Source organism: Streptococcus sp. SK643, from assembly GCF_000259505.1.
In the GTDB taxonomy this organism is placed as follows: Bacteria; Bacillota; Bacilli; order Lactobacillales; family Streptococcaceae; genus Streptococcus.
In genome coordinates this window covers 1-20,913 of sequence record NZ_AJMM01000012.1, presented here as the reverse complement: position 1 = coordinate 20,913, position 20,913 = coordinate 1, and the positions used below count along the sequence as shown (strand labels likewise).

The 20,913-nt window shown below is 38.1% G+C and carries 19 protein-coding genes, 1 tRNA gene and 1 other RNA gene; all 21 read left to right on the top strand.

Going from position 1 to position 20,913, the window contains the following annotated elements; translation table 11 throughout:
* Positions 1–5: 5 nt before the first annotated feature.
* A tRNA-Asn gene (locus HMPREF1117_RS06400) sits at positions 6–79 on the top strand.
* Between the two features lie 1,461 nt (positions 80–1,540).
* Positions 1,541–1,777 carry a sigma(X)-activator ComW gene (gene comW, locus HMPREF1117_RS06395; RefSeq protein ID WP_000938775.1) on the top strand — a complete coding sequence of 79 codons (237 nt, stop codon included), beginning with the start codon at positions 1,541–1,543 and terminating at the stop codon, positions 1,775–1,777.
* A gap of 234 nt (positions 1,778–2,011) precedes the next feature.
* A complete protein-coding gene (locus HMPREF1117_RS06390) occupies positions 2,012–3,298 on the top strand; it encodes an adenylosuccinate synthase (protein ID WP_000205047.1) in 1,287 nt (428 codons plus the stop codon).
* A gap of 323 nt (positions 3,299–3,621) precedes the next feature.
* Positions 3,622–4,089, top strand: a complete 468-nt coding sequence (gene tadA, locus HMPREF1117_RS06385) for a tRNA adenosine(34) deaminase TadA (RefSeq protein WP_025171584.1) — start codon at positions 3,622–3,624, stop codon at positions 4,087–4,089.
* Positions 4,090–4,121: 32 nt separating this feature from the next.
* An RNA gene (gene ffs / locus HMPREF1117_RS11600) (signal recognition particle sRNA small type) lies at positions 4,122–4,219 on the top strand.
* Positions 4,220–4,275: 56 nt separating this feature from the next.
* A complete protein-coding gene (locus tag HMPREF1117_RS06380; RefSeq protein WP_000701981.1) occupies positions 4,276–4,719 on the top strand; it encodes a dUTP diphosphatase in 444 nt (147 codons plus the stop codon).
* Complete coding sequence (locus HMPREF1117_RS06375) at positions 4,670–5,236, top strand: histidine phosphatase family protein (protein WP_007556742.1); 567 nt, start codon at positions 4,670–4,672, stop codon at positions 5,234–5,236. Before HMPREF1117_RS06380 ends, HMPREF1117_RS06375 begins: the two co-directional genes overlap by 50 nt.
* Positions 5,237–5,249: 13 nt before the next feature.
* On the top strand, positions 5,250–6,611 hold the full coding sequence (gene radA / locus HMPREF1117_RS06370) for a DNA repair protein RadA (RefSeq protein WP_081480260.1): 1,362 nt from the start codon (positions 5,250–5,252) through the stop codon (positions 6,609–6,611).
* 70 nt (positions 6,612–6,681) lie between these two features.
* Positions 6,682–7,377, top strand: coding sequence for a TIGR00266 family protein (locus HMPREF1117_RS06365; RefSeq protein WP_000672726.1), 696 nt, complete (start codon positions 6,682–6,684; stop codon positions 7,375–7,377).
* Positions 7,378–7,535: 158 nt separating this feature from the next.
* Complete coding sequence (locus tag HMPREF1117_RS06360) at positions 7,536–8,033, top strand: beta-class carbonic anhydrase (RefSeq protein WP_000119801.1); 498 nt, start codon at positions 7,536–7,538, stop codon at positions 8,031–8,033.
* 22 nt (positions 8,034–8,055) lie between these two features.
* Positions 8,056–8,871, top strand: a complete 816-nt coding sequence (locus HMPREF1117_RS06355; RefSeq protein ID WP_000728660.1) for a PrsW family intramembrane metalloprotease — start codon at positions 8,056–8,058, stop codon at positions 8,869–8,871.
* 132 nt (positions 8,872–9,003) lie between these two features.
* Positions 9,004–9,972, top strand: a complete 969-nt coding sequence (locus HMPREF1117_RS06350) for a ribose-phosphate diphosphokinase (protein ID WP_000010314.1) — start codon at positions 9,004–9,006, stop codon at positions 9,970–9,972.
* Positions 9,973–10,290: 318 nt separating this feature from the next.
* Positions 10,291–10,665: an LPKTxAVK-anchored surface protein gene (locus HMPREF1117_RS06345; protein ID WP_000757006.1), complete on the top strand. Its 375-nt coding sequence runs from the start codon at positions 10,291–10,293 to the stop codon at positions 10,663–10,665.
* Positions 10,666–10,742: 77 nt separating this feature from the next.
* A complete protein-coding gene (gene srtB, locus HMPREF1117_RS06340) occupies positions 10,743–11,585 on the top strand; it encodes a class B sortase, LPKTxAVK-specific (RefSeq protein WP_000091631.1) in 843 nt (280 codons plus the stop codon).
* A gap of 415 nt (positions 11,586–12,000) precedes the next feature.
* On the top strand, positions 12,001–12,537 hold the full coding sequence (locus tag HMPREF1117_RS11900; RefSeq protein ID WP_001035200.1) for an LPXTG cell wall anchor domain-containing protein: 537 nt from the start codon (positions 12,001–12,003) through the stop codon (positions 12,535–12,537).
* A 206-nt stretch (positions 12,538–12,743) separates the two neighbouring features.
* Positions 12,744–14,717, top strand: a complete 1,974-nt coding sequence (locus tag HMPREF1117_RS06335) for a DHH family phosphoesterase (protein ID WP_000742599.1) — start codon at positions 12,744–12,746, stop codon at positions 14,715–14,717.
* Complete coding sequence (gene rplI / locus HMPREF1117_RS06330) at positions 14,714–15,166, top strand: 50S ribosomal protein L9 (protein ID WP_000864214.1); 453 nt, start codon at positions 14,714–14,716, stop codon at positions 15,164–15,166. Before HMPREF1117_RS06335 ends, rplI begins: the two co-directional genes overlap by 4 nt.
* A gap of 43 nt (positions 15,167–15,209) precedes the next feature.
* Entirely contained in the window at positions 15,210–16,562 is a 1,353-nt protein-coding gene (gene dnaB, locus HMPREF1117_RS06325) for a replicative DNA helicase (protein ID WP_000852484.1), read from the top strand.
* A gap of 1 nt (position 16,563) precedes the next feature.
* Complete coding sequence (locus tag HMPREF1117_RS06320) at positions 16,564–16,830, top strand: Veg family protein (RefSeq protein ID WP_001278163.1); 267 nt, start codon at positions 16,564–16,566, stop codon at positions 16,828–16,830.
* Positions 16,831–16,919: 89 nt separating this feature from the next.
* A complete protein-coding gene (locus tag HMPREF1117_RS06315) occupies positions 16,920–18,107 on the top strand; it encodes an SH3 domain-containing protein (RefSeq protein ID WP_000713951.1) in 1,188 nt (395 codons plus the stop codon).
* A 178-nt stretch (positions 18,108–18,285) separates the two neighbouring features.
* A partial coding sequence (locus tag HMPREF1117_RS06310; protein WP_001035217.1) for an SIALI-17 repeat-containing surface protein occupies positions 18,286–20,913 on the top strand: 2,628 nt, incomplete at its 3' end.

Below are 20,913 nucleotides of genomic sequence, written 5' to 3'. Positions count from 1 at the left end.
TTTAATCCGCCATAGCTCAGTTGGTAGTAGCGCATGACTGTTAATCATGATGTCGTAGGTTCGAGTCCTACTGGCGGAGTAATAAAGTAAGTAAAGAAGGTATTATACCTTCTTTTTTGTTTATTTTGATAGTCTAAAAACAATGATATAAAAACCCCTTAAGAAAGGGGACTCTTTATTTACCTAAAAAAGATAAGATTCTCATTTCTATTTTAGTTCTAATTAATAAATTTTCTTTTATATACTGTCGAATATGAAGCTACTTAAGATATGGTATCAGAATAATGTTAATTGCGTGGGGTTATAATCTAGTTTTAAGATAGATCGATTTGAAATATTAAATTAGACAAAAAGCTGTTTATGTAATACTTTAAAAATGCATTTTCTGAAAAGATATTTAAATAACTTATACCTATTTAGTTGAAAATTAGTTTGGAATGATTGAGATTTATCAAAAATTGAAGCAAACTCGTTAAATTATTTAAAAGTTATCCATTTCTAAAAGATTGGAAACTCGGTTATGGACTGCTAGAATACTTATAACTCCAAAAAGAAGCGGCGTAGTTGATGACAAACTCTACTCGTTTGAGAATCAACTCGTGTTTTTTCAATCTTATTTTGAATAAGTTTGGATTATTAATTTGATTAGTAGAACTGTACCTGAAAAAATTCCTTGTAATATGCGCAGTTTTTATCGTTTAGTCTATAGAGGCCTTTTTCCAAAGAAAGCTCATTTTGGAGAACAATTAGATATTAAGTGCAGTATAATAGTTGGATTTTCCACTTATCTTGAGTTCCAAGAAGAGTTTTGACTTTTGGAATGTGATACGATTGTTTGTAAAGATTGGAGAAGGGAATCTGTTACTTTAGAAGAACTGTAATCTAAATTGATTTTCAGGTAGAAGTTCTCGAATTGCAGGAAAAACGAAGTTGTAGAAGCTATCCAAGGATGGCTAGTACAATTTTAGGTCCATTTCCTCATATTCATTAGGTTTGATTGTGGTATATTTTTCAAATCATTACGATATTTGTATTTTTTGTGGATCTAAGCTATCTAGGATAACGTGGTTTTAAGGAACAATCAAATTGAGTTTTACATCGTGATGGTTTGCTAAAGCAGATGGATTTCAATGAAGAGAGAAATAAAAGAAATCATATTTTACGTAAATCCTTAGATATCGGAAGGCTATTAGGTAATTTCTGAGTTTGTGAGACTGTTTAGCTTAATTTGACAAATGAAGTTTCAATAAACTTCACACTTTATTTTCCATGGTTTTTTAATCATTACAGATAGTAGAGTTTTTAAATTAGTTCATCTTGTTTATTTACTTTGGGAACAATTAGTGTTTAAGGATTTAAGTTTAGACAATTTTATATCGGAATATAGTATTCCTTATGTAAAAAATTTGCTTATGTGGGATATCATTAGTTTTATTTTCGGTTTGTTGAGACTAAGACTTTGACAGTTGAGAAATTGTTAATAAATTTTATTTTTTCTTTGTTACAATTAAACCATAATAAAGAAAAGGGGTAGATTATCATGCTACAAGAAATTTATAAGCAAATGTCGGACTTTTATGAAATCATTGAAGAAGAATATGCTGACGTATTCGCTGATGATTTGGAATGGGTTCATCTTCATTTTAAGTTTTTAATTTACTATTTAGTTAGATATGGTATTGATCATAGTTGTAAGTTTGTAGTTTACCATTATCGGGCTGCTTATCGTTTGTATCTTGAAAAGTTGATCATACAGAGAACTCTTATAACCTGCTAAGAACTCTATAGATATTTCCGAACAAAATTTATTATTATATGATTTTATATAATAATTTACTATTTTTTTCTTTTTAAGAATGTTTAATAGTTGGAAATAGCAAATCTTTTTGTCTTTTCTTCTTGATAAATAAGTGATTTTTTCTTATAATAAATTGTAAGATATAATTGCAGGTGAGATTCCTGCCATGTATGTGAGAAAGGAAGAGCCTGAGGGCTCAGACAAAGAAAAATTATGACTTCAGTTGTTGTTGTTGGTACCCAATGGGGTGATGAAGGTAAAGGAAAGATTACAGACTTTCTTTCAGCTAATGCAGAAGTAATTGCTCGTTACCAGGGTGGTGATAATGCAGGTCATACCATTGTGATTGATGGTAAAAAATTTAAGTTGCATTTAATTCCATCTGGGATTTTCTTCCCTGAAAAGATTTCTGTAATTGGAAATGGGATGGTTGTAAATCCAAAATCTCTTGTGAAAGAGTTGAGCTATCTGCATGAGGAAGGTGTTACGACAGATAACTTACGTATTTCTGATCGTGCACATGTTATTTTACCTTACCATATCGAGTTAGATCGTTTGCAAGAAGAAGCAAAGGGTGACAATAAGATTGGTACAACGATTAAAGGAATTGGTCCAGCTTATATGGACAAAGCTGCTCGTGTGGGAATTCGTATTGCGGATCTTTTGGATAAAGAAATTTTCCGTGAACGTTTAGAACGTAATTTGGCTGAAAAAAATCGTTTGTTTGAAAAATTGTATGACAGTAAAGCGATTGATTTCGATGATATTTTTGAAGAGTATTACGAATATGGTCAACAAATCAAGAAATATGTGACAGATACTTCAGTAATCTTGAATGATGCCCTTGATAATGGAAAACGTGTGCTTTTTGAAGGTGCACAAGGTGTTATGCTAGATATTGACCAAGGTACGTATCCATTTGTTACGTCATCAAACCCTGTGGCTGGTGGGGTGACCATTGGTTCTGGTGTTGGTCCTAGTAAAATTGACAAGGTTGTTGGTGTATGTAAGGCTTATACGAGTCGTGTGGGGGACGGTCCTTTCCCAACTGAATTGTTTGATGAAGTTGGAGAGCGCATCCGTGAAATTGGTCATGAATATGGTACAACAACTGGTCGTCCACGTCGTGTAGGTTGGTTTGACTCAGTTGTGATGCGTCATAGTCGTCGTGTTTCTGGTATTACTAACCTTTCATTGAACTCTATCGATGTTTTGAGTGGTTTGGATACAGTGAAAATCTGTGTGGCTTATGATCTTGATGGTCAACGTATCGACTACTATCCAGCAAGTCTTGAGCAGTTGAAGCGCTGCAAACCAATTTATGAAGAGTTACCAGGTTGGTCAGAAGACATTACTGGAGTTCGTAATTTGGAAGACCTTCCAGAGAATGCTCGCAATTATGTTCGCCGTATTAGTGAGTTAGTAGGTGTTCGTATCTCAACCTTTTCAGTAGGTCCTGGTCGTGAACAGACAAATATTTTAGAAAGTGTTTGGTCATAAGAGATTTTTAAGATTAGTTTAAGACAGGTCGGGTATACTATAGACAGTTACAAGAAGACCTCCTAACTTGTTGTAACAGATATCCTAAACTTTTCTTTTTCATAATAATCTCCCTATAAAGTCACCGAATTCGGTGGCTTTTTTTGTCTGCTGAAACATGGTATAATGAGAGAATTGATGGAAATAATAAACTAAGAATGTAGATAAAAATCTTCTCAAACAGTATTTTGAGGTTGAAATAGCATAGGCCAAATCATTAGGATAAAGGCATGTATGGTTTGAAGAGAATTTTGAAGAGAATTATTAGAAACAGAGAGAAAAAAATGGATTATACGCTGGAAGAAAAAGAAGCATTTATGAGAGAAGCCTTGAAGGAGGCAGAGATTGCTCTAAATCATGATGAAATTCCTATTGGTTGTGTCATTGTTAAGGATAGAGAAATCATAGGTCGAGGGCATAATGCTCGTGAGGAATTGCAACGGGCAGTTATGCATGCTGAAATTATGGCTATCGAAAATGCGAACTCGAGTGAAGAAAGTTGGCGTTTGCTTGACTGCACATTGTTTGTCACCATTGAACCTTGTGTTATGTGTAGTGGGGCTATTGGTTTAGCACGTATACCTAAGGTTGTCTACGGGGCTAAGAATCAGAAATTTGGTGCTGCGGGGAGCCTCTATGATATCTTGACAGATGAGCGGCTCAATCATCGTGTAGAAGTTGAAACAGGAATTTTGGAAGGTGAATGTGCAGGCATTATGCAGGACTTTTTTAGAAATCGCCGTAAAAAATAATTTTGCTTTTAAAATGAATAGGAATGTGATATAATAAATAGTGGAGCAACAGTTCTGCGTGAAGCGGGTCAGGGGAGGAATCCAGCAGCCCTAAGCGAATTGAATTGTGTGCTCTTTTTTTCGTGCTTTTTCCGAATAAATAGGTTAGAATAATTTAGAATAAATGATAATAGAAAAGAGAAAATGATGAAAATTCGTGGTTTTGAATTGGTTTCTAGTTTTACAGATGAAAATTTACTGCCAAAGCGTGAGACGGCGCATGCGGCTGGTTATGATTTAAAGGTGGCGGAGCGTACGGTGATTGCGCCAGGAGAGATTGTATTAGTTCCGACTGGGGTTAAGGCTTATATGCAACCGACGGAGGTCCTCTATCTTTATGATCGTTCTTCAAACCCTCGTAAAAAGGGGTTGGTGTTAATCAACTCAGTTGGGGTTATTGATGGGGATTATTATGGAAATCCTGGCAATGAAGGGCATATTTTTGCTCAGATGAAGAATATCACAGACCAAGAGGTTGTTCTTGAAGTTGGAGAACGTGTGGTTCAGGCTGTCTTTGCTCCTTTCTTAATTGCGGATGGAGATGAGGCAGACGGCGTGCGGACTGGTGGATTTGGGTCAACCGGTCACTAGGATGAAGATTATCTTTGTGCGTCACGGGGAGCCAGATTACCATGAGTTAGAGGAGCGTTCTTATACGGGATTTGGGATAGATTTGGCACCCTTGTCTGAGAAGGGACGGCAGCAAGCTCAGGAACTGAGCAAAAATCCTTTACTCTCTTCAGCTGAAATAATCGTATCTTCTGCAGTCACAAGAGCTTTAGAAACGGCTTCTTATGTGGCTTGTGTTACTGGACTTCCTTTGAGAGTAGAGCCTTTATTGCATGAATGGCAGGTCTATGAAGGTGGCACAAATAATTTTGAAAAAGCTCGTACTATGTTTCTAGAAAATAAGGGGGAGTTACTTCCTAATAGTCCTATTCAATATGAGACAGCTACGGAGATAAAGTTTCGTTTTCTAGAATGCATGGCTAAGTACCGAGACTACCAGACAGTACTAGTGGTAGCCCATCGTATGCTGATACGGCAGTTTGTGCCAAATGAGAAGATTGATTTTTGCCAAGTAATTGAGTGTGAGATAGAGATATAGAAAGAGGTTTATCATCGCAAAGAAAAAAGCGACATTTGTATGTCAAAATTGTGGCTATAATTCCCCTAAATATCTGGGGCGTTGCCCTAACTGTGGGTCTTGGTCTTCTTTTGTAGAAGAGGTTGAGGTTGCTGAGGTCAAGAATGCGCGTGTATCCTTAACAGGTGAGAAAACCAAGCCCATGAAACTAGCTGAGGTGACTTCCATCAATGTTAACCGAACCAAGACTGAGATGGAAGAATTTAATCGTGTACTTGGTGGAGGGGTTGTTCCAGGAAGTCTTGTCCTGATTGGTGGAGATCCTGGGATTGGAAAATCAACCCTTCTCCTACAAGTCTCAACTCAACTATCTCAAGTGGGAACTGTTCTCTATGTCAGTGGGGAGGAATCTGCTCAGCAAATCAAGCTACGAGCAGAGCGTTTGGGAGATATTGATAGCGAGTTTTATCTCTATGCAGAGACTAATATGCAGAGTGTTCGAGCTGAGGTGGAGCGCATCCAGCCAGATTTTCTCATCATCGACTCCATACAGACTATCATGTCTCCTGAGATTTCAGGAGTGCAAGGCTCTGTTTCTCAGGTGCGTGAGGTGACGGCTGAACTCATGCAGTTGGCTAAGACTAATAACATTGCCATCTTTATCGTAGGTCATGTGACCAAGGAAGGAACTTTGGCTGGGCCGAGGATGTTGGAGCATATGGTGGATACGGTCCTTTACTTTGAAGGGGAGCGTCACCATACCTTCCGTATCTTGCGAGCTGTCAAAAACCGTTTTGGTTCTACTAATGAGATTGGGATTTTTGAGATGCAGTCGGGTGGCTTGGTTGAAGTGCTTAATCCTAGTCAAGTTTTCTTAGAAGAGCGTTTAGACGGGGCGACGGGATCGTCAATCGTTGTGACCATGGAAGGGACGCGTCCTATTCTAGCGGAGGTACAGGCCTTAGTTACACCGACTATGTTTGGGAATGCCAAGCGGACGACGACAGGTCTTGATTTCAATCGTGCTAGTTTGATTATGGCTGTTTTGGAAAAACGGGCAGGACTTCTCTTGCAAAATCAGGATGCCTATCTCAAATCCGCTGGCGGTGTCAAACTAGATGAGCCTGCGATTGATTTGGCTGTTGCGGTTGCTATTGCTTCCAGTTACAAGGACAAACCAACCAATCCTCAAGAATGTTTTGTAGGAGAACTTGGATTGACAGGAGAGATTCGCCGTGTCAATCGTATTGAGCAACGCATCAACGAAGCTGCAAAACTTGGTTTTACTAAGATTTATGTACCGAAAAATTCCTTGACTGGTATTCAACCACCTCAGGAAATTCAGGTGATTGGGGTGACAACGATTCAGGAAGTCTTGAAAAAGGTATTCTCCTAATAGTTATGGTCAGCTTTAGATGACTAATTATTTTATTGCTAACATTTATTAAAACAAGGAGGAATTTCTTATGAAATTTTCTATGGACAGTCATATGCAATTTCCTTTGGTAGAGTTGTCACTCAATCAAGGAGAAACCGTCTATATCCAGCGAGGTAGTATGGTTTACCACACGCCTAACGTAAGTCTCAATACCCAGCTCAATGCTAGCGGTTCAGGTTTGGGACGTTTTGTTAAAGCTGTAGGACGTTCAATGGTTTCTGGTGAAAGCACCTTCATTACTCAAGCTGTAGCAGAGTCTGATAACGGGAACCTTGCTCTAGCCCCAGATACTCCTGGGCAAGTAATTGCTCTTGAACTAGGTGAAAAACAATATCGACTGAATGATGGGGCTTTTCTAGCTCTTGATGGTACAGCTTCCTATACTATGGAGAGTCAGTCTATTGGTAAAGCTCTGTTCGGAGGGCAAGGCGGTCTCTTTGTGATGACTACCCAAGGCCAGGGAACTCTCTTGGCCAATGCTTTTGGCTCTATCAAGAAAATTGAGCTACAAAACCAAGAAATAACCATTGACAATGCCCATGTGGTGGCTTGGAGTCAATCTTTGGACTATAATATCCACTTAGAAAATAGCTTCTGGCAGTCTATTGGTACAGGCGAAGGAGTGGTGAATACCTTCCGAGGAACTGGTGAGGTCTACGTACAAAGTCTCAATCTTCAGAGCTTTGCAGGATCGCTCAATAAGTATATCCAAAAAGGTTCATAAAATAAAACTAGGACAGAAGCCCAAGCTAGAAGCTGGATGTCTCTGTCCCAGTTTTTTTATATGAAGGTTGACAACTGACAAGACAAAGAAAAGATGGTAAGATAGGATATAAATAATTTGGTGTTCAAATTATCTGATAGACTAGAAAGTGAGTTGTTATGTCTTATTTTGAACAGTTTTTACAAGCCAATCAGGCCTATGTTGCCCTTCATGGACAATTAAATCTACCACTTAGACCTAAAACAAGAGTAGCCATCGTTACCTGTATGGACTCTCGTTTACACGTTGCCCAAGCTTTAGGACTTGCTCTTGGGGATGCTCATATCTTGCGGAATGCAGGTGGTCGAGTGACAGAAGACATGATTCGCTCATTGGTTATTTCCCAGCAACAAATGGGGACGCGGGAAATCGTAGTGCTTCACCATACAGACTGTGGAGCTCAGACCTTTGAGAATGGTTCTTTTCAAGAGTATCTGAAGGAAGAACTAGGAGTTGATGTTTCAGATAAAGACTTTTTACCTTTCCAAGATATAGAAGAGAGTGTGCGTGAGGATATGCAACTCCTCATCGATTCTCCCCTTATACCAGAAGATGTCATCATCTCTGGTGCTGTCTATGATGTGGATACGGGAAGTATGACCGTCGTAGAATTATAAAACGATTTTTAGAAAGAAGTGTATGAAGAAAAAGAATATCCTATTTATTTTTATTTTATTGTTGTGTATTGGTTTACAGTATGAAACGAGTTATTTTACCAATGGTTCTATGTCAGAAGCAGACTATAAGTTGATGGGGTCAGCCCTCTTTTTAGCTCTCTTTTACATGATTCCTGCTACCTTTGTCCTAAGTCGTCTTGGGAAAAAATGGGAAGTTCCCAAAAACGCTTTGATACTATCCCTATTAGGTGGGATGTTTATTTCAGGTTGGTTATCAAGCTTTGCTAACACTTACATCCATGATTTCTTGAGTGTACTTTTCCCAGATAGTGGCTTTTTAAATGCCTTTGAAAGTGCTATCGTGGCACCATTGGTAGAGGAACCTTTGAAGTTGTTGCCTCTTGCCTTTGTGGTAGCTTTGCTTCCTGTTAAAAAATTGAAATCCTTATTTTTACTTGGGATTGCTTCTGGTTTAGGATTCCAAATGATTGAGGATATTTCTTATATTCGTACAGACTTGCCAGAGGGATTTGACCTTACGATTTCGAGAATTTTGGAGCGTATCGTCTCAGGTGTTGCTTCTCACTGGACGTTTTCAGGTCTGGCTGTAGTAGGTGTTTACTTGCTTTATAGAGCCTTTAAAGGTCAGCAGGTTGATAAGAAAAAGGGCTTTGCTTATTTAGGGTTGGCCTTGGGTGCACACTTCCTCTTTAACTCTCCATTTGTGGAGCTTGAGACAGAGGTGCCTTTAGCGATTCCGCTCGTTACAGCGATGACTCTCTATGTTTTTTATCAAGCCTATCTCTTTGTAAAGAAACAGGACCAAGAGATAATCTAGAAAAATAGATAAGGGTACAAATATCGTACCCTTCTTTTTATTTTTGATTGAAAAATACTAGAAAAAACGCTACAATGGTAGATGGAAAATCTTGTGAAAAGCACAAGCGATACATATATACCGGAGGAAATCATGTCTTTTTCTGAATTAAAGCTGTTTGCCCTTTCTTCTAATCAAGAATTGGCAAAACGTGTGGCGCAGGAGATTGGGATTGAGTTGGGGAAATCAAGTGTTCGCCAATTTTCAGATGGAGAGATTCAAGTCAATATCGAAGAGTCTATCCGTGGGAAACACGTCTTTATCCTACAATCAACAAGCTCGCCTGTAAATGACAATCTGCTTGAAATTTTGATTATGGTAGATGCTTTGAAGCGTGCCAGTGCAGAGTCTGTCAATGTTGTTATGCCTTATTATGGTTATGCACGTCAGGATAGAAAGGCGAGAGCGCGTGAGCCAATCACTTCTAAACTGGTTGCAAATATGCTTGAAGTCGCTGGAGTGGATCGTTTATTGACCATCGACTTGCATGCTGCACAGATTCAGGGATTCTTTGATATTCCTGTGGACCACTTGATGGGGGCTCCTTTAATTGCAGATTATTTTGAGCGTCGTGGTATGGTTGGTTCAGACTATGTAGTTGTCAGTCCAGACCATGGTGGAGTGACTCGTGCCCGTAAGTTGGCTGAGTTTTTGAAAACATCTATCGCTATCATCGACAAACGTCGTAGTGTTGATAAGATGAATACCAGTGAAGTCATGAACATCATCGGTAAGGTAGAAGGCAAGACTTGTATCTTGATTGATGATATGATTGATACGGCTGGTACGATCTGCCATGCGGCGGATGCTCTTGCGGAAGCTGGTGCAGTGGAAGTCTACGCAAGCTGTACACACCCAGTCCTCTCTGGTCCTGCTATGGACAATATCCAAAAATCAGCTATTAAGAAGTTAGTGGTGCTAGATACTATCTATCTCCCTGAAGAGCGTTTGATTGATAAGATTGAGCAAATCTCTATCGCTCATCTATTGGGGGATGCGATCGTCCGTATCCACGAAAAACGGCCACTTTCTCCACTCTTTAGTATTGAGAAAAAGATTTAATGAGCAAACCTGAGATATTTCTCGGGTTTTTTACCTTTCAAGTCTGTTTCTCACTTGATGTGGATTCGTAGAAATCGCTCTAGATTGATGGATGCTAGGGAAACTAGTGCCTATATTCATCAATTTGGGTGCTCATTTTGCTTCTTAATTTAAAGAATTGAAGGCTCAACTTTACTGCACCAAAGAAGCTAAAAAAATTTTTAAAAAAAGTGAAAAAACAATCAAAAAATCTTGACAACTTTAATAAATGTGATATACTATAGTTAGTAAGGCAATCCTTACAAAAATAATTAAAGAAAAATAAAAGGAGATAAAACTATGAAAAAAGTTTTATTATCATCAGTAGCTGCACTTGCAGTATTCGCTGCAGCATCACCAGTATTTGCTAACAACGAAGGTTACCTTCACACTGGAGACCTTAACAACAAAGAAGAAGTTAAAGCTGACAACTTCTTTGGTGAAGGACCAGCTGAACTTAAACCATACGCTAAAGAAGGTCTTAACAACGCTGATGCTGACTCAACTAAAGCTAAATTCAAAGCAGCTGGTGAAGATTTGAAACCTGTACCAGGTAAACCAGGTGAATTTGTAGTTACTGGTAAAGCTAAAGCAGCTGGTAAAGACGCAGCTAAACCAGGTGCAGCTAAAGCAGCAGGTCAAAAAGCTCTTCCAAAAACAAGTGCAGCTAAATAATTCATTTATTTAATGAAGTACTTAATCACTGAAACTTCGTTTCAGTGATTTTTTTGGTAATTTATGAGGAGAAGAAGATGAGTAGAAGTTCTATGAGAAAGAAATCACCCATTGGTAAAATAATAGCTTCCATCCTTACTTTCGTCGTTATTGTTGTTGGAGGCTTCTTTGTTTACAATAGCTTCTTAGCACCTACAACATCTGAGAAGCAACAAAGTGATGTAAAAGTTACTCAAAAGGCTGAGAAACCAAGCTATACGGTTAGTGCGGAAGAAAAGAAGTATCTAAAAGATAGATTTGATAAGTATAGTGCGATCAATAAAGAAAGTATCGCCTATGTCAATATTCCTGGAACTGAGCTAGATGAGCCAGTGGTACAAACAACTGATAATGAGACTTATCTAGATAAGACCTTTGATGGTGGCTACCAACCTTACTTGGGTACAGTTTTTATGGATACAGATAACAAAAAGGATTTTAGCGATCGCTTAACTTGGTTGTTTGGTCACGCACGTGGTAGTAAGGTAGGGGACCATCGTATGTTTAACGATGTCAACTACTTTGATAAGCAAGAGTTTTTTGATAAACATCCATATGTAGTAATTGAAACACCTGAGAGAAAGTACTATTATGAAGCTATCGCCATGATTATCGTACCAGAAACGACAGCATTTTATCGTACTTCTTTTGATGATGATAAGGATTTTGAAACCCAGTTATCAGCTGTTTATGATGAGGCGCAAATTAAGAAACCAAATGTGAAAGTATCTGCAAAAGATAAATACTTGGTTCTTTCGACTTGTCGTGAAGAAGATGAGACTATTCGTTCAAATCTCTACCTTCGTCAAATTCCAGACTCAGAAATGACTGAGTTTTTGAAACAACACAAGGATCAATTAACTTACACACCAACGAGATAGTGAATAGCTATTAAGCGCACTATCTAAGCAATAAAATCAGTCACATAGGATGGATTTTATAAGCTAAACATAAAGAAAAGTCAGTAATCTTAGTATTACTGGCTTTTTGCTTTACTAATGTTAATTTTTAAACAGAATGTCAGTATTAAGATAGATCACTTTCTAATCATTAGCATAGTATGATGGAGTTCTTTTTTGTATTGTTAAATTAAAAATATTGGATAAGGATATTTTGTAATATCTTGATTACATTAAAAAAGACATTAAAGGTAAACGAAGAGGACGGAATCCTCTATAGCAAAATCCATTTTCACGTCTTACTTATCATATTTTAGCTTTAGGAGTCAGTAAAAAGCTTGATTTTTATGAAAAAAAGTGGTAAAATATCAAATTGAAAAAATAAAGGAGACAAACCATGAATAAGAAAAAATTTATCGTTGCTAGCTTAGCCAGTGTTGCCGTTTTAGGAGCAAGCTTCCTTGCTACTCAACCTTCAGTTGTAAAGGCTGATAGAGTTGTAGATCCATCAATTAAACGTGTTGGGGATGATACTCCAACAATGATTCCTGATCTTTTCGGACCTCAACCAGAGCCAGCTCCAGCACCAACACCAGCTCCAGCTCCAGCTCCAACACCAGCACCAGCTAAAGAACCGGCTAAACCAGCACCAGCTAAAGAACCAGCTAAAGAACCAGCTAAGCCAGCACCAGCTAAAGAACCAGCTAAACCAGCTCCAGGTAAAAAATCAGATGTAAAATCAGATACAAAAGCACCAGCAACTGCATCAGATAAAAAATCAGATGTAGCAACATCAGGTAAAAAATCAGCTGCAAAAGCAGAAGGTATGAAAGAACTTCCAAAGACTGGTGCGACAGAAAATGCTGCATTGACATCAGTAGGATTCCTTGGATTGGTTCTTGGAGCACTTCCATTTGTTAAACGTAACAACTAAATTTTTAGATAGTTAAAAGAAGAAGGACTTGTTTCCTTCTTTTTTATGTTAGATTCTTGATGTGAGTTGATTCATTCGTCATATGATTGCCCTCTTTTTATATAGTTTTTCCTTAAGATAGGCACTGGTTTACTAAGTAGATCCTGTCTCTTAAAAGGTCGCTTTTTATAGGCTTTTATGATATAATAATGCGCAAGAGGTTTAGAATGAAAAAGAATTATTTACCCCCGTTTTCTGTGATTCTTATCGGAATTGTGAGTTTTGGTATCTTAACAACTTTGATTATTTTTTCAAAAAGTATTTTTTTAATAATTAGTCTCTTATTTTTATTGATTCTTCTTTATCTGTTTTTATTTATGCTACAAAAAAAAGAGTATGAAAAAAGTGACATTGAAGAGCTACAGTATGTAAACAAACAAGCTGAAGAGAGTTTGACGAGTTTATTAGAGCAGATGCCTGTTGGGGTTATTAAATTAGATTTGTCTAGTGGAGACGTGGAATGGCTGAATCCTTATGCAGAGCTGATTCTCACTAATGAAGAAGGTGAAATTAGTGTTGAGTTAATTCAAACTATAATCAAAGCTTCTGTTGGAAATCCAGGATCATATGCTACCTTGGGTGAAATCCGTTACGCAGTTCATCTGGATAAGGAATCAGGTGTTCTCTACTTTTTTGATGTGTCTGGGGAGTACGAAGCAACTGTTGAATTGGTAACGAGTCGACCAGTCATTGGAGTTGTTTCTGTTGACAATTACGATGATTTAGAGGACGAAACTTCAGAGTCTGACATTAGTCATATAAATAGTTTTGTAGCTAATTTTGTGTCAGAATTTGCAGCGAAATATGCTATGTTTTCTCGTCGTGTCAGCATGGATCGTTTTTATCTATTTTCTGATTATACTGTGCTTGAGGAATTGATGAATGATAAGTTTTCTGTTATTGACGCTTTTCGTGAAGAAGCTAAACAGAGACAATTACCTTTGACTTTAAGTATGGGATTTTCTTATGGCGATGGCAATCATGATGAAATCGGAAAGGTTGCTTTATTGAACTTGAACTTAGCTGAAGTTCGTGGTGGAGATCAGGTAGTAGTCAAGGAAAATGACGACACGAAAAATCCAGTTTATTTTGGTGGCGGTTCTGCAGCTTCAATCAAGCGTACACGTACGCGAACAAGAGCCATGATGACAGCCATTTCTGATAAGATTCGTAGTGTCGATCAAGTGTTTGTAGTTGGTCATAAAAATCTAGATATGGATGCCTTGGGTTCGGCTGTTGGTATGCAGTTGTTTGCAAGTAATATTACGGAACATAGTTATGCTGTTTATGACGATGAACACATGTCACCAGATATTGAACGTGCCGTCTCATTTTTAAGTAAAGATGGAGTTACGAAATTGATATCTGTTAGGGATGCTTTAGGTATGGTAACGCAGCGTTCTTTATTGATATTGGTGGATCACTCGAAAACAGCCTTGACCTTGTCTAAAGAATTCTATGATTTGTTTACACAAACCATTGTTATTGACCATCACAGACGAGATCAAGATTTCCCTGATAATGCTGTTATTACTTATATCGAAAGTGGAGCGAGCAGTGCTTGTGAATTGGTCACAGAATTGATTCAGTTCCAAAATTCAAAGAAAAATCGTTTGAGCCATATGCAGGCTAGTGTACTCATGGCTGGTATGATGCTGGATACTAAAAACTTTACTTCAAGGGTAACTAGCAGGACATTTGATGTTGCTAGTTATCTCAGAACTCGAGGAAGCAACAGTGTGACGATCCAAGAAATGGCAGCGACTGATTTTGACGAATACCGTGAAGTCAATGAACTCATTTTAGAGGGGCATAAATTAGGCTCAGATGTATTAATAGCTGTGGCTAAGGACTCAAAATGCTATGATACAGTAGTGATTAGTAAGGCAGCAGATGCTTTACTAGCTATGTCTGGAATTGAAGCGAGTTTTGTTTTAGCCAAGAATACACAAGGATTTATCTCTATCTCAGCTCGAAGTCGTAGTAAAATTAATGTACAACGGATTATGGAAGAGCTAGGTGGAGGAGGGCACTTTAATTTGGCAGCTGCTCAGATTAAGGATATGACCTTGTCAGAATCTGGTGAAAAACTGACAGAAATTATATTAAATGAAATAAAGGAAAAGGAGAAAGAAGAATGAAAGTAATCTTTTTAGCAGATGTAAAAGGAAAAGGTAAAAAAGGGGAAATCAAGGAAGTTCCAACAGGATACGCACAAAACTTCCTAATCAAAAAGAACCTAGCTAAGGAAGCGACTGCTCAAGCAGTGGGTGAACTTCGTGGAAAACAAAAATCAGAAGAAAAAGCTCATGCTGAGATGATTGCTGAAGCAAAAGCGATTAAGGCGCAACTTGAAGCAGAAGAAACTGTTGTAGAATTTGTTGAAAAAGTTGGTCCAGATGGTCGTACCTTTGGTTCAATTACTAACAAGAAAATTGCTGAAGAATTGCAAAAGCAATTCGGCATTAAGATCGATAAGCGTCATATTCAAGTGCAAGCACCAATTCGAGCAGTTGGTTTGATTGATGTACCAGTGAAAATCTACCAAGATATTACAAGTGTTATCAATCTTCGAGTGAAGGAAGGGTAAGTTTATACCTTCTTAACAATCTTGTAAAAGGAAGGGAAGTCTAATGGCAGAAGTCGAAGAGTTACGAGTGCAACCCCAAGATATCTTAGCTGAACAATCTGTTTTGGGTGCTATCTTTATAGACGAGAGTAAGCTTGTTTTTGTGCGAGAATATATTGAGTCTCGAGACTTTTTTAAGTATGCCCATCGTTTGATTTTCCAAGCTATGGTCGATCTTTCAGATCGTGGGGATGCTATAGATGCTACAACGGTTCGGACGATTCTTGATGATCAAGGAGATCTGCAGAATATTGGTGGTTTATCTTACTTAGTTGAAATTGTTAACTCGGTTCCAACTTCTGCCAATGCGGAGTATTATGCTAAGATTGTTGCTGAAAAAGCTACGCTACGTCGACTTATCTCTAAGTTGACAGAGTCTGTCAATCAAGCTTATGAGGCTTCACAGCCCGCGGATGAAATCATTGCTCATGCTGAAAAAGGTCTAATCGATGTTAGTGAAAATGCCAATCGAAGTGGTTTTAGGAACATTCGTGATGTGCTGAATGTCAACTTTGGCAATCTTGAGCTTCGTTCGCAACAAACTACAGATATTACTGGGATTGCGACTGGTTACCGTGATTTGGACCATATGACTACTGGTCTTCATGAGGAAGAGTTGATTATCTTGGCAGCCCGTCCAGCGGTTGGTAAGACAGCCTTTGCCTTGAATATTGCTCAGAATATTGGGACTAAATTAGACAAGACTGTCGCTATTTTCTCACTGGAAATGGGTGCAGAGAGCTTGGTAGATCGTATGTTAGCAGCTGAAGGTTTGGTGGAGTCACACTCTATCCGTACAGGTCAATTGACCGATGAGGAGTGGCAGAAATATACCATCGCCCAAGGAAATTTAGCGAACGCTAGTATCTATATCGATGATACACCGGGTATCCGAATTACAGAAATACGTTCTCGTGCTCGAAAACTAGCACAAGAGACGGGGAATCTGGGCTTGATTTTGATTGACTATCTCCAACTTATTACAGGAACTGGTCGAGAAAATCGCCAACAAGAGGTTTCAGAAATTTCACGTCAGTTAAAAATCCTTGCCAAAGAACTAAAGGTACCAGTAATCGCTCTTAGTCAGCTTTCTCGTGGAGTAGAACAACGTCAGGATAAGAGACCTGTCTTGTCTGATATTCGTGAATCTGGATCTATCGAGCAGGATGCTGATATCGTAGCCTTTTTATACCGTGACGATTATTATGAACGTGGTGGTGAAGAAGGAGAAGGAATACCTAATAACAAGATCGAAGTCATTATCGAGAAAAACCGTAGTGGGGCTCGTGGAACTGTGGAATTAATTTTCCAAAAAGAATACAATAAATTTTCAAGTATCTCAAAGAGGGAGGCATAAGATGTCAGATGCATTTACAGATGTCGCTAAGATGAAAAAAATCAAAGAAGAAATTAAGGCACATGAAGGACAAGTCGTTGAAATGACTTTGGAAAACGGCCGTAAGCGACAAAAAAATAGATTGGGTAAGTTAATTGAGGTTTATCCATCCTTATTTATCGTTGAATTTGGGGATGTTGAAGGGGATAAACAAGCGAATGTTTATGTTGAATCTTTCACCTATTCAGATATCCTTACAGAAAAGAATTTGATTCATTATCTTGATTAAAGTGAGAAATTTTTCTCACTTTTTATTTTTTCTTCGAATAGTCTATGTGAAGGTCATCTTCGATTAATACTATTTTTCAAGGAGGAAGAATGAAAAAATTTCTATTTAAAGTCTCAGAAGCAGGATTTTCTTTGAGAAAGTCAGCAAAAAAGGTTGTTCCATTTTTAGTATTAGGTATGATGTTGTCGGCTGGAGATAGTGTTTATGCCAATGTGTCTCTTGCTCGTGGGGATGATTATCCTGCCTATTATAAAAATGGGAGCCAGGGCATAGATAAGTGGAGGTTGTATTCTCGTCAGTGTACTTCATTTGCAGCCTTTCGTTTGAGTAGTGTGAATGGTTTTGAGCTACCAGGAGCTTATGGGAATGCTAAGGAATGGGGTTACCGTGCTCGTCGTGAAGGCTATCGTGTTGATAATATACCAGCAGTTGGTTCGATTGCCTGGTCTACAGCAGGTGGTTATGGTCATGTTGCCTGGGTTTCAAATGTAATGGGAGATCAGATTGAGATTGAAGAATACAATTATGGTTACACAGGGGCCTATAATAAACGAATAGTCAAAGCAAACACTATGACAGGTTTTATCCATTTTAAAGATTTATCAACTAGTTCTATTGATGTACCAAGTAGTTCCAAGGTAGAATCAAACAGCTCTTTAAGTGCATCTAGCAATCAGACTGTGACGATTCAGCCTACTTATTCAACGAGAGGAACTCATTATTTTAAGACAAAAGCAGCTGTGAAAAGTCAACCTTCAGTTCATGCAGATACGCTTACTTATTATAAACCTGGGGATAGTGTTCATTACGATCAGGTGATTGAAAAAGATGGCTTTAAGTGGTTAAGTTATATTTCATATAGCGGGAATCGTCGTTATATCCAGTTAGAAGGTTCTACTTCGTTACAAAATCAATCTGGAAATAGTGCGAATGCAATTTCAAATAGTGCCTTAAATAATACACCAAATACTGCTTCTAGTGTTGGTTGGAAAAAGGTGAACGATAGTTGGTATTATTTCAAATCAAATGGTACTAAAACAACTGGTTGGTTAAAAGATGGCTCTAGTTGGTATTATTTGAAACCATCAGGTGAAATGCAAACAGGTTGGTTAAAAGAAAATGGTTCATGGTATTATCTTGATAATTCAGGCGCAATGAAGACTGGCTGGTATCAGGTATCTGGTAAATGGTATTATTCATATTCTTCAGGTAAGCTTGCTGTAAACACGACAGTTGATGGCTATAGAGTGAATGCTAATGGTGAATGGATTCAGTAGAAGATAGATTCACTATTAATAATGTTAATATTAAAAAAGAAAGCTTAAGAAAAGCTTTCTTTTTAGTTTTTTGGATATATAAACACTATATTTCCCAAATGTTAACATATTACTTGATTATATTCCAAAAAAGAGTTACAATGTACTTAAATATGATACTCAAAAAGGGGTCCAAAGGATGAATAAAAAGAAAATTATTTTAACTAGCTTAGCAAGTGCTGCTGTTTTGGGGGCGGCTTTTGTTGCCTCTCAACCGTCAGTCGTGAAAGCTGATGACAAACCAACAGCTACTCAACCTACTGGAGAAACTAAGCCTACACCTGCGGCTGAAACTCCAAAAACTGAAGTAGAAAAAGCTAAAGAAGCTGAAAAAGAAGCTAATGCTAAAGTTGATGCAGCGCAAGAAAAAGTAGATACAACAACTACTACAGCAACTGCTACAGCTACTAAACTTGAAACAGAGAAAAAAGAAGCTGCTGACGCTGAAACTGCAAAAGTCGAAGCTGAAAAAGCTAAAAAGACTGCTGATGACGAATTAGCTGATGCTAAATCTAAAGCAGCTGAAGCTGACGCTAAAGCAAAAGAAGAGGCCGCAAAAGAAGAAGCGGCCGCAAAAGAAGAAGCTGAAGCTAAAGAAGGTTTAACTGAAGCTTTGAAACAAATGCCTGATAACGAGTTGCTTGATAAAAAAGCAAAAGAAGAATTATTAAAGGCTGTTGAGTCTGGTGAATTAAGTGCTTCTGATATTCTTGCTGAGTTAGCAGATGATGCTGAAAAAGCACAAGATACTAATCCAACAATTAAAACAGAAACTCCTGTATCTAAGGACAAGCTTCCTGAAGAGGTGCAAGGGGGAATTGAAGAAGGTGAAGCAGCAGATGCTGCTCGTCCTGCATCAGAAAAATTGCAAGACAAGGCTGATGATTTAACTGAAACAATTGAAAACTTAACGGATGATGCTGAGAAATTAAAAGCTGATGCTGAAAAGAAAGCTGAAACACTAAAAAAACAGGAAGATACTTTAAAAGAAGCAAAAGAAGCTCTTAAATCCGCTAAAGATAACGGATTTGCTGAAGATATCACAGCACCATTAGAAAAAGCTGTAACTGCGATTGAAAAAGAACGCGATACTGCCAAATCTGAATTTGACGAAGCTGCTGAGAAAGTTCAAGATGCTACAGCTGAAATTCAAGATTTAACTGAAAAACGTGATAATCTTCTTGAAGAAGTAAAAAAAGCAGAAGCAAAAGAAGCTGCAGAACCAGCTAAACCAGCAGAAGAAACTCCAGAGGAAGAAGCTGAACCAACCGAAGCTGAAAAAGCTGCTAAAGCTAAAGCAGAGGCTGATGCTAAAGTTGCTGAATTAGAAAAGAAAGTTGCTGAAGAAGCTAAAAAGGTTGAAGAAGCTACAGCTAAAGCTAAAAAAGAAGCAGCTGATGTAACTGCTGCTGAGACTGCAAAAGCAGAAGCAGACAAAGCTAAAGCTGACGCAGAAGCTGAATTAGCTAAGGCTAAAGAAGAAGCAGCTAAAGCAAAAGCTAAAGTTGAAGAAGAAGTTAAAAAAGAAGAAGACGCTAAAAAAGAAGAAGCAGCTAACTTAGAAGCTTTGAAAGGTGCTTTAGAGCAACTTGAAAAAAAGGCTGAAGATAAAGTCAACAAGGATGATAGCATCAAGCCAGAAGATAAAGCGAAAGCTATCGAAGAAGCAAAAGCTGAAATCGGTAAAGAAGCTTTACTAAAAGCGATTGAAGATGGAGTTCTTACAGCTACTCAAGCTATAGATGAATTCCTCAACGATGCCAACACAAAAGATAAAGCTCCTGAAGCTTATAAAACTAAAGAATTAACTGCTGACGAAACTAAAAAAATTGATGAAGCTGCTAAAAAAGAAGCTTCTAAACCAATTGTTAAAAAACTTCAAGATATCGCTGATGATTTAGCTGAAAAAATTGAAAAATTAACGAAAGAAGCAGAGGAAGATAAGGCTGACGCTGCTGAAAAAGCTAAGGTAGCTGAAGAGAAAAATGCTGCATTAGAGAAACAAAAAGAAACTTTAGAAAAAGCTAAAACTGCTCTTGAAACTGCTAAGAAAAACAATGCGGATCAAGCTATCCAAGATGGATTGCAAGATGCAGTCACTAAACTAGAAGCTTCAGTTGCTTCTGCTCAAGCAGCTTCTGATGAAGCTAAAGCCGAGTTCGACGAAGTGAATGAAGCAGTTCAAGAGGACGACGATGCAATTGCCAAACTAACTGAGGATTACAACGCAACTTTAGGTTACATCGAAAACTTAAAAGAAGTTCCTAAGGGTGAAGAGCCGAAAGACTTTAGTAGAGGTGTAAATCCTAGTGATGCACCTTCTGATGATGCTAAACAACCTGACGAAGTACCAACAGCTCCTAACGCTCCTGAATTCAATGGTGGTGTGAATCCTAGTGACTCTCCTTCTGGAGATAATGGATCTGATTTCAATGGTGGAGTAAATGATACAACACCTCCTACTGTAGCCGATGCTCCAGAATATAGTGGAGGAGTTAATGCGGCTGATGCTCCTGTATCTGAGGTAGCTCCAGAATTCAACAGTGGAGTTAATAGTTTAGAAGCAGCTGTTAATGAAGTTCCAGAATATAAAGGTGGTGCTAACTTTGTCTTAGCGGCTGTTAACGAAGTTCCAGAATATACAGGACCTTTATCTACAAATGGTGAAGACCCTGTAGTGAACAATGTTCCAGCATACGGAGAAGCAGGTGCACCAGCTGTAAACAATGTTCCAGCATACGGAGAAACAGGCGCACCAGCTGTAAAC

Bases quoted from the DNA above. Each gene is read 5' to 3' on its own strand.
- HMPREF1117_RS06345 (WP_000757006.1), top strand. From the start codon at position 10,291: ATGAAAAAAGTTTTATTATCATCAGTAGCTGCACTTGCAGTATTCGCT.
- srtB (WP_000091631.1), top strand. From the start codon at position 10,743: ATGAGTAGAAGTTCTATGAGAAAGAAATCACCCATTGGTAAAATAATA.
- comW (WP_000938775.1), top strand. From the start codon at position 1,541: ATGCTACAAGAAATTTATAAGCAAATGTCGGACTTTTATGAAATCATT.
- HMPREF1117_RS06355 (WP_000728660.1), top strand. From the start codon at position 8,056: ATGAAGAAAAAGAATATCCTATTTATTTTTATTTTATTGTTGTGTATT.
- HMPREF1117_RS06360 (WP_000119801.1), top strand. From the start codon at position 7,536: ATGTCTTATTTTGAACAGTTTTTACAAGCCAATCAGGCCTATGTTGCC.
- tadA (WP_025171584.1), top strand. From the start codon at position 3,622: ATGGATTATACGCTGGAAGAAAAAGAAGCATTTATGAGAGAAGCCTTG.
- HMPREF1117_RS06335 (WP_000742599.1), top strand. From the start codon at position 12,744: ATGAAAAAGAATTATTTACCCCCGTTTTCTGTGATTCTTATCGGAATT.
- HMPREF1117_RS06375 (WP_007556742.1), top strand. From the start codon at position 4,670: ATGAGGCAGACGGCGTGCGGACTGGTGGATTTGGGTCAACCGGTCACT.
- HMPREF1117_RS06390 (WP_000205047.1), top strand. From the start codon at position 2,012: ATGACTTCAGTTGTTGTTGTTGGTACCCAATGGGGTGATGAAGGTAAA.
- HMPREF1117_RS06380 (WP_000701981.1), top strand. From the start codon at position 4,276: ATGAAAATTCGTGGTTTTGAATTGGTTTCTAGTTTTACAGATGAAAAT.
- rplI (WP_000864214.1), top strand. From the start codon at position 14,714: ATGAAAGTAATCTTTTTAGCAGATGTAAAAGGAAAAGGTAAAAAAGGG.
- HMPREF1117_RS06365 (WP_000672726.1), top strand. From the start codon at position 6,682: ATGAAATTTTCTATGGACAGTCATATGCAATTTCCTTTGGTAGAGTTG.
- dnaB (WP_000852484.1), top strand. From the start codon at position 15,210: ATGGCAGAAGTCGAAGAGTTACGAGTGCAACCCCAAGATATCTTAGCT.
- HMPREF1117_RS06350 (WP_000010314.1), top strand. From the start codon at position 9,004: ATGTCTTTTTCTGAATTAAAGCTGTTTGCCCTTTCTTCTAATCAAGAA.
- HMPREF1117_RS11900 (WP_001035200.1), top strand. From the start codon at position 12,001: ATGAATAAGAAAAAATTTATCGTTGCTAGCTTAGCCAGTGTTGCCGTT.
- HMPREF1117_RS06320 (WP_001278163.1), top strand. From the start codon at position 16,564: ATGTCAGATGCATTTACAGATGTCGCTAAGATGAAAAAAATCAAAGAA.
- HMPREF1117_RS06315 (WP_000713951.1), top strand. From the start codon at position 16,920: ATGAAAAAATTTCTATTTAAAGTCTCAGAAGCAGGATTTTCTTTGAGA.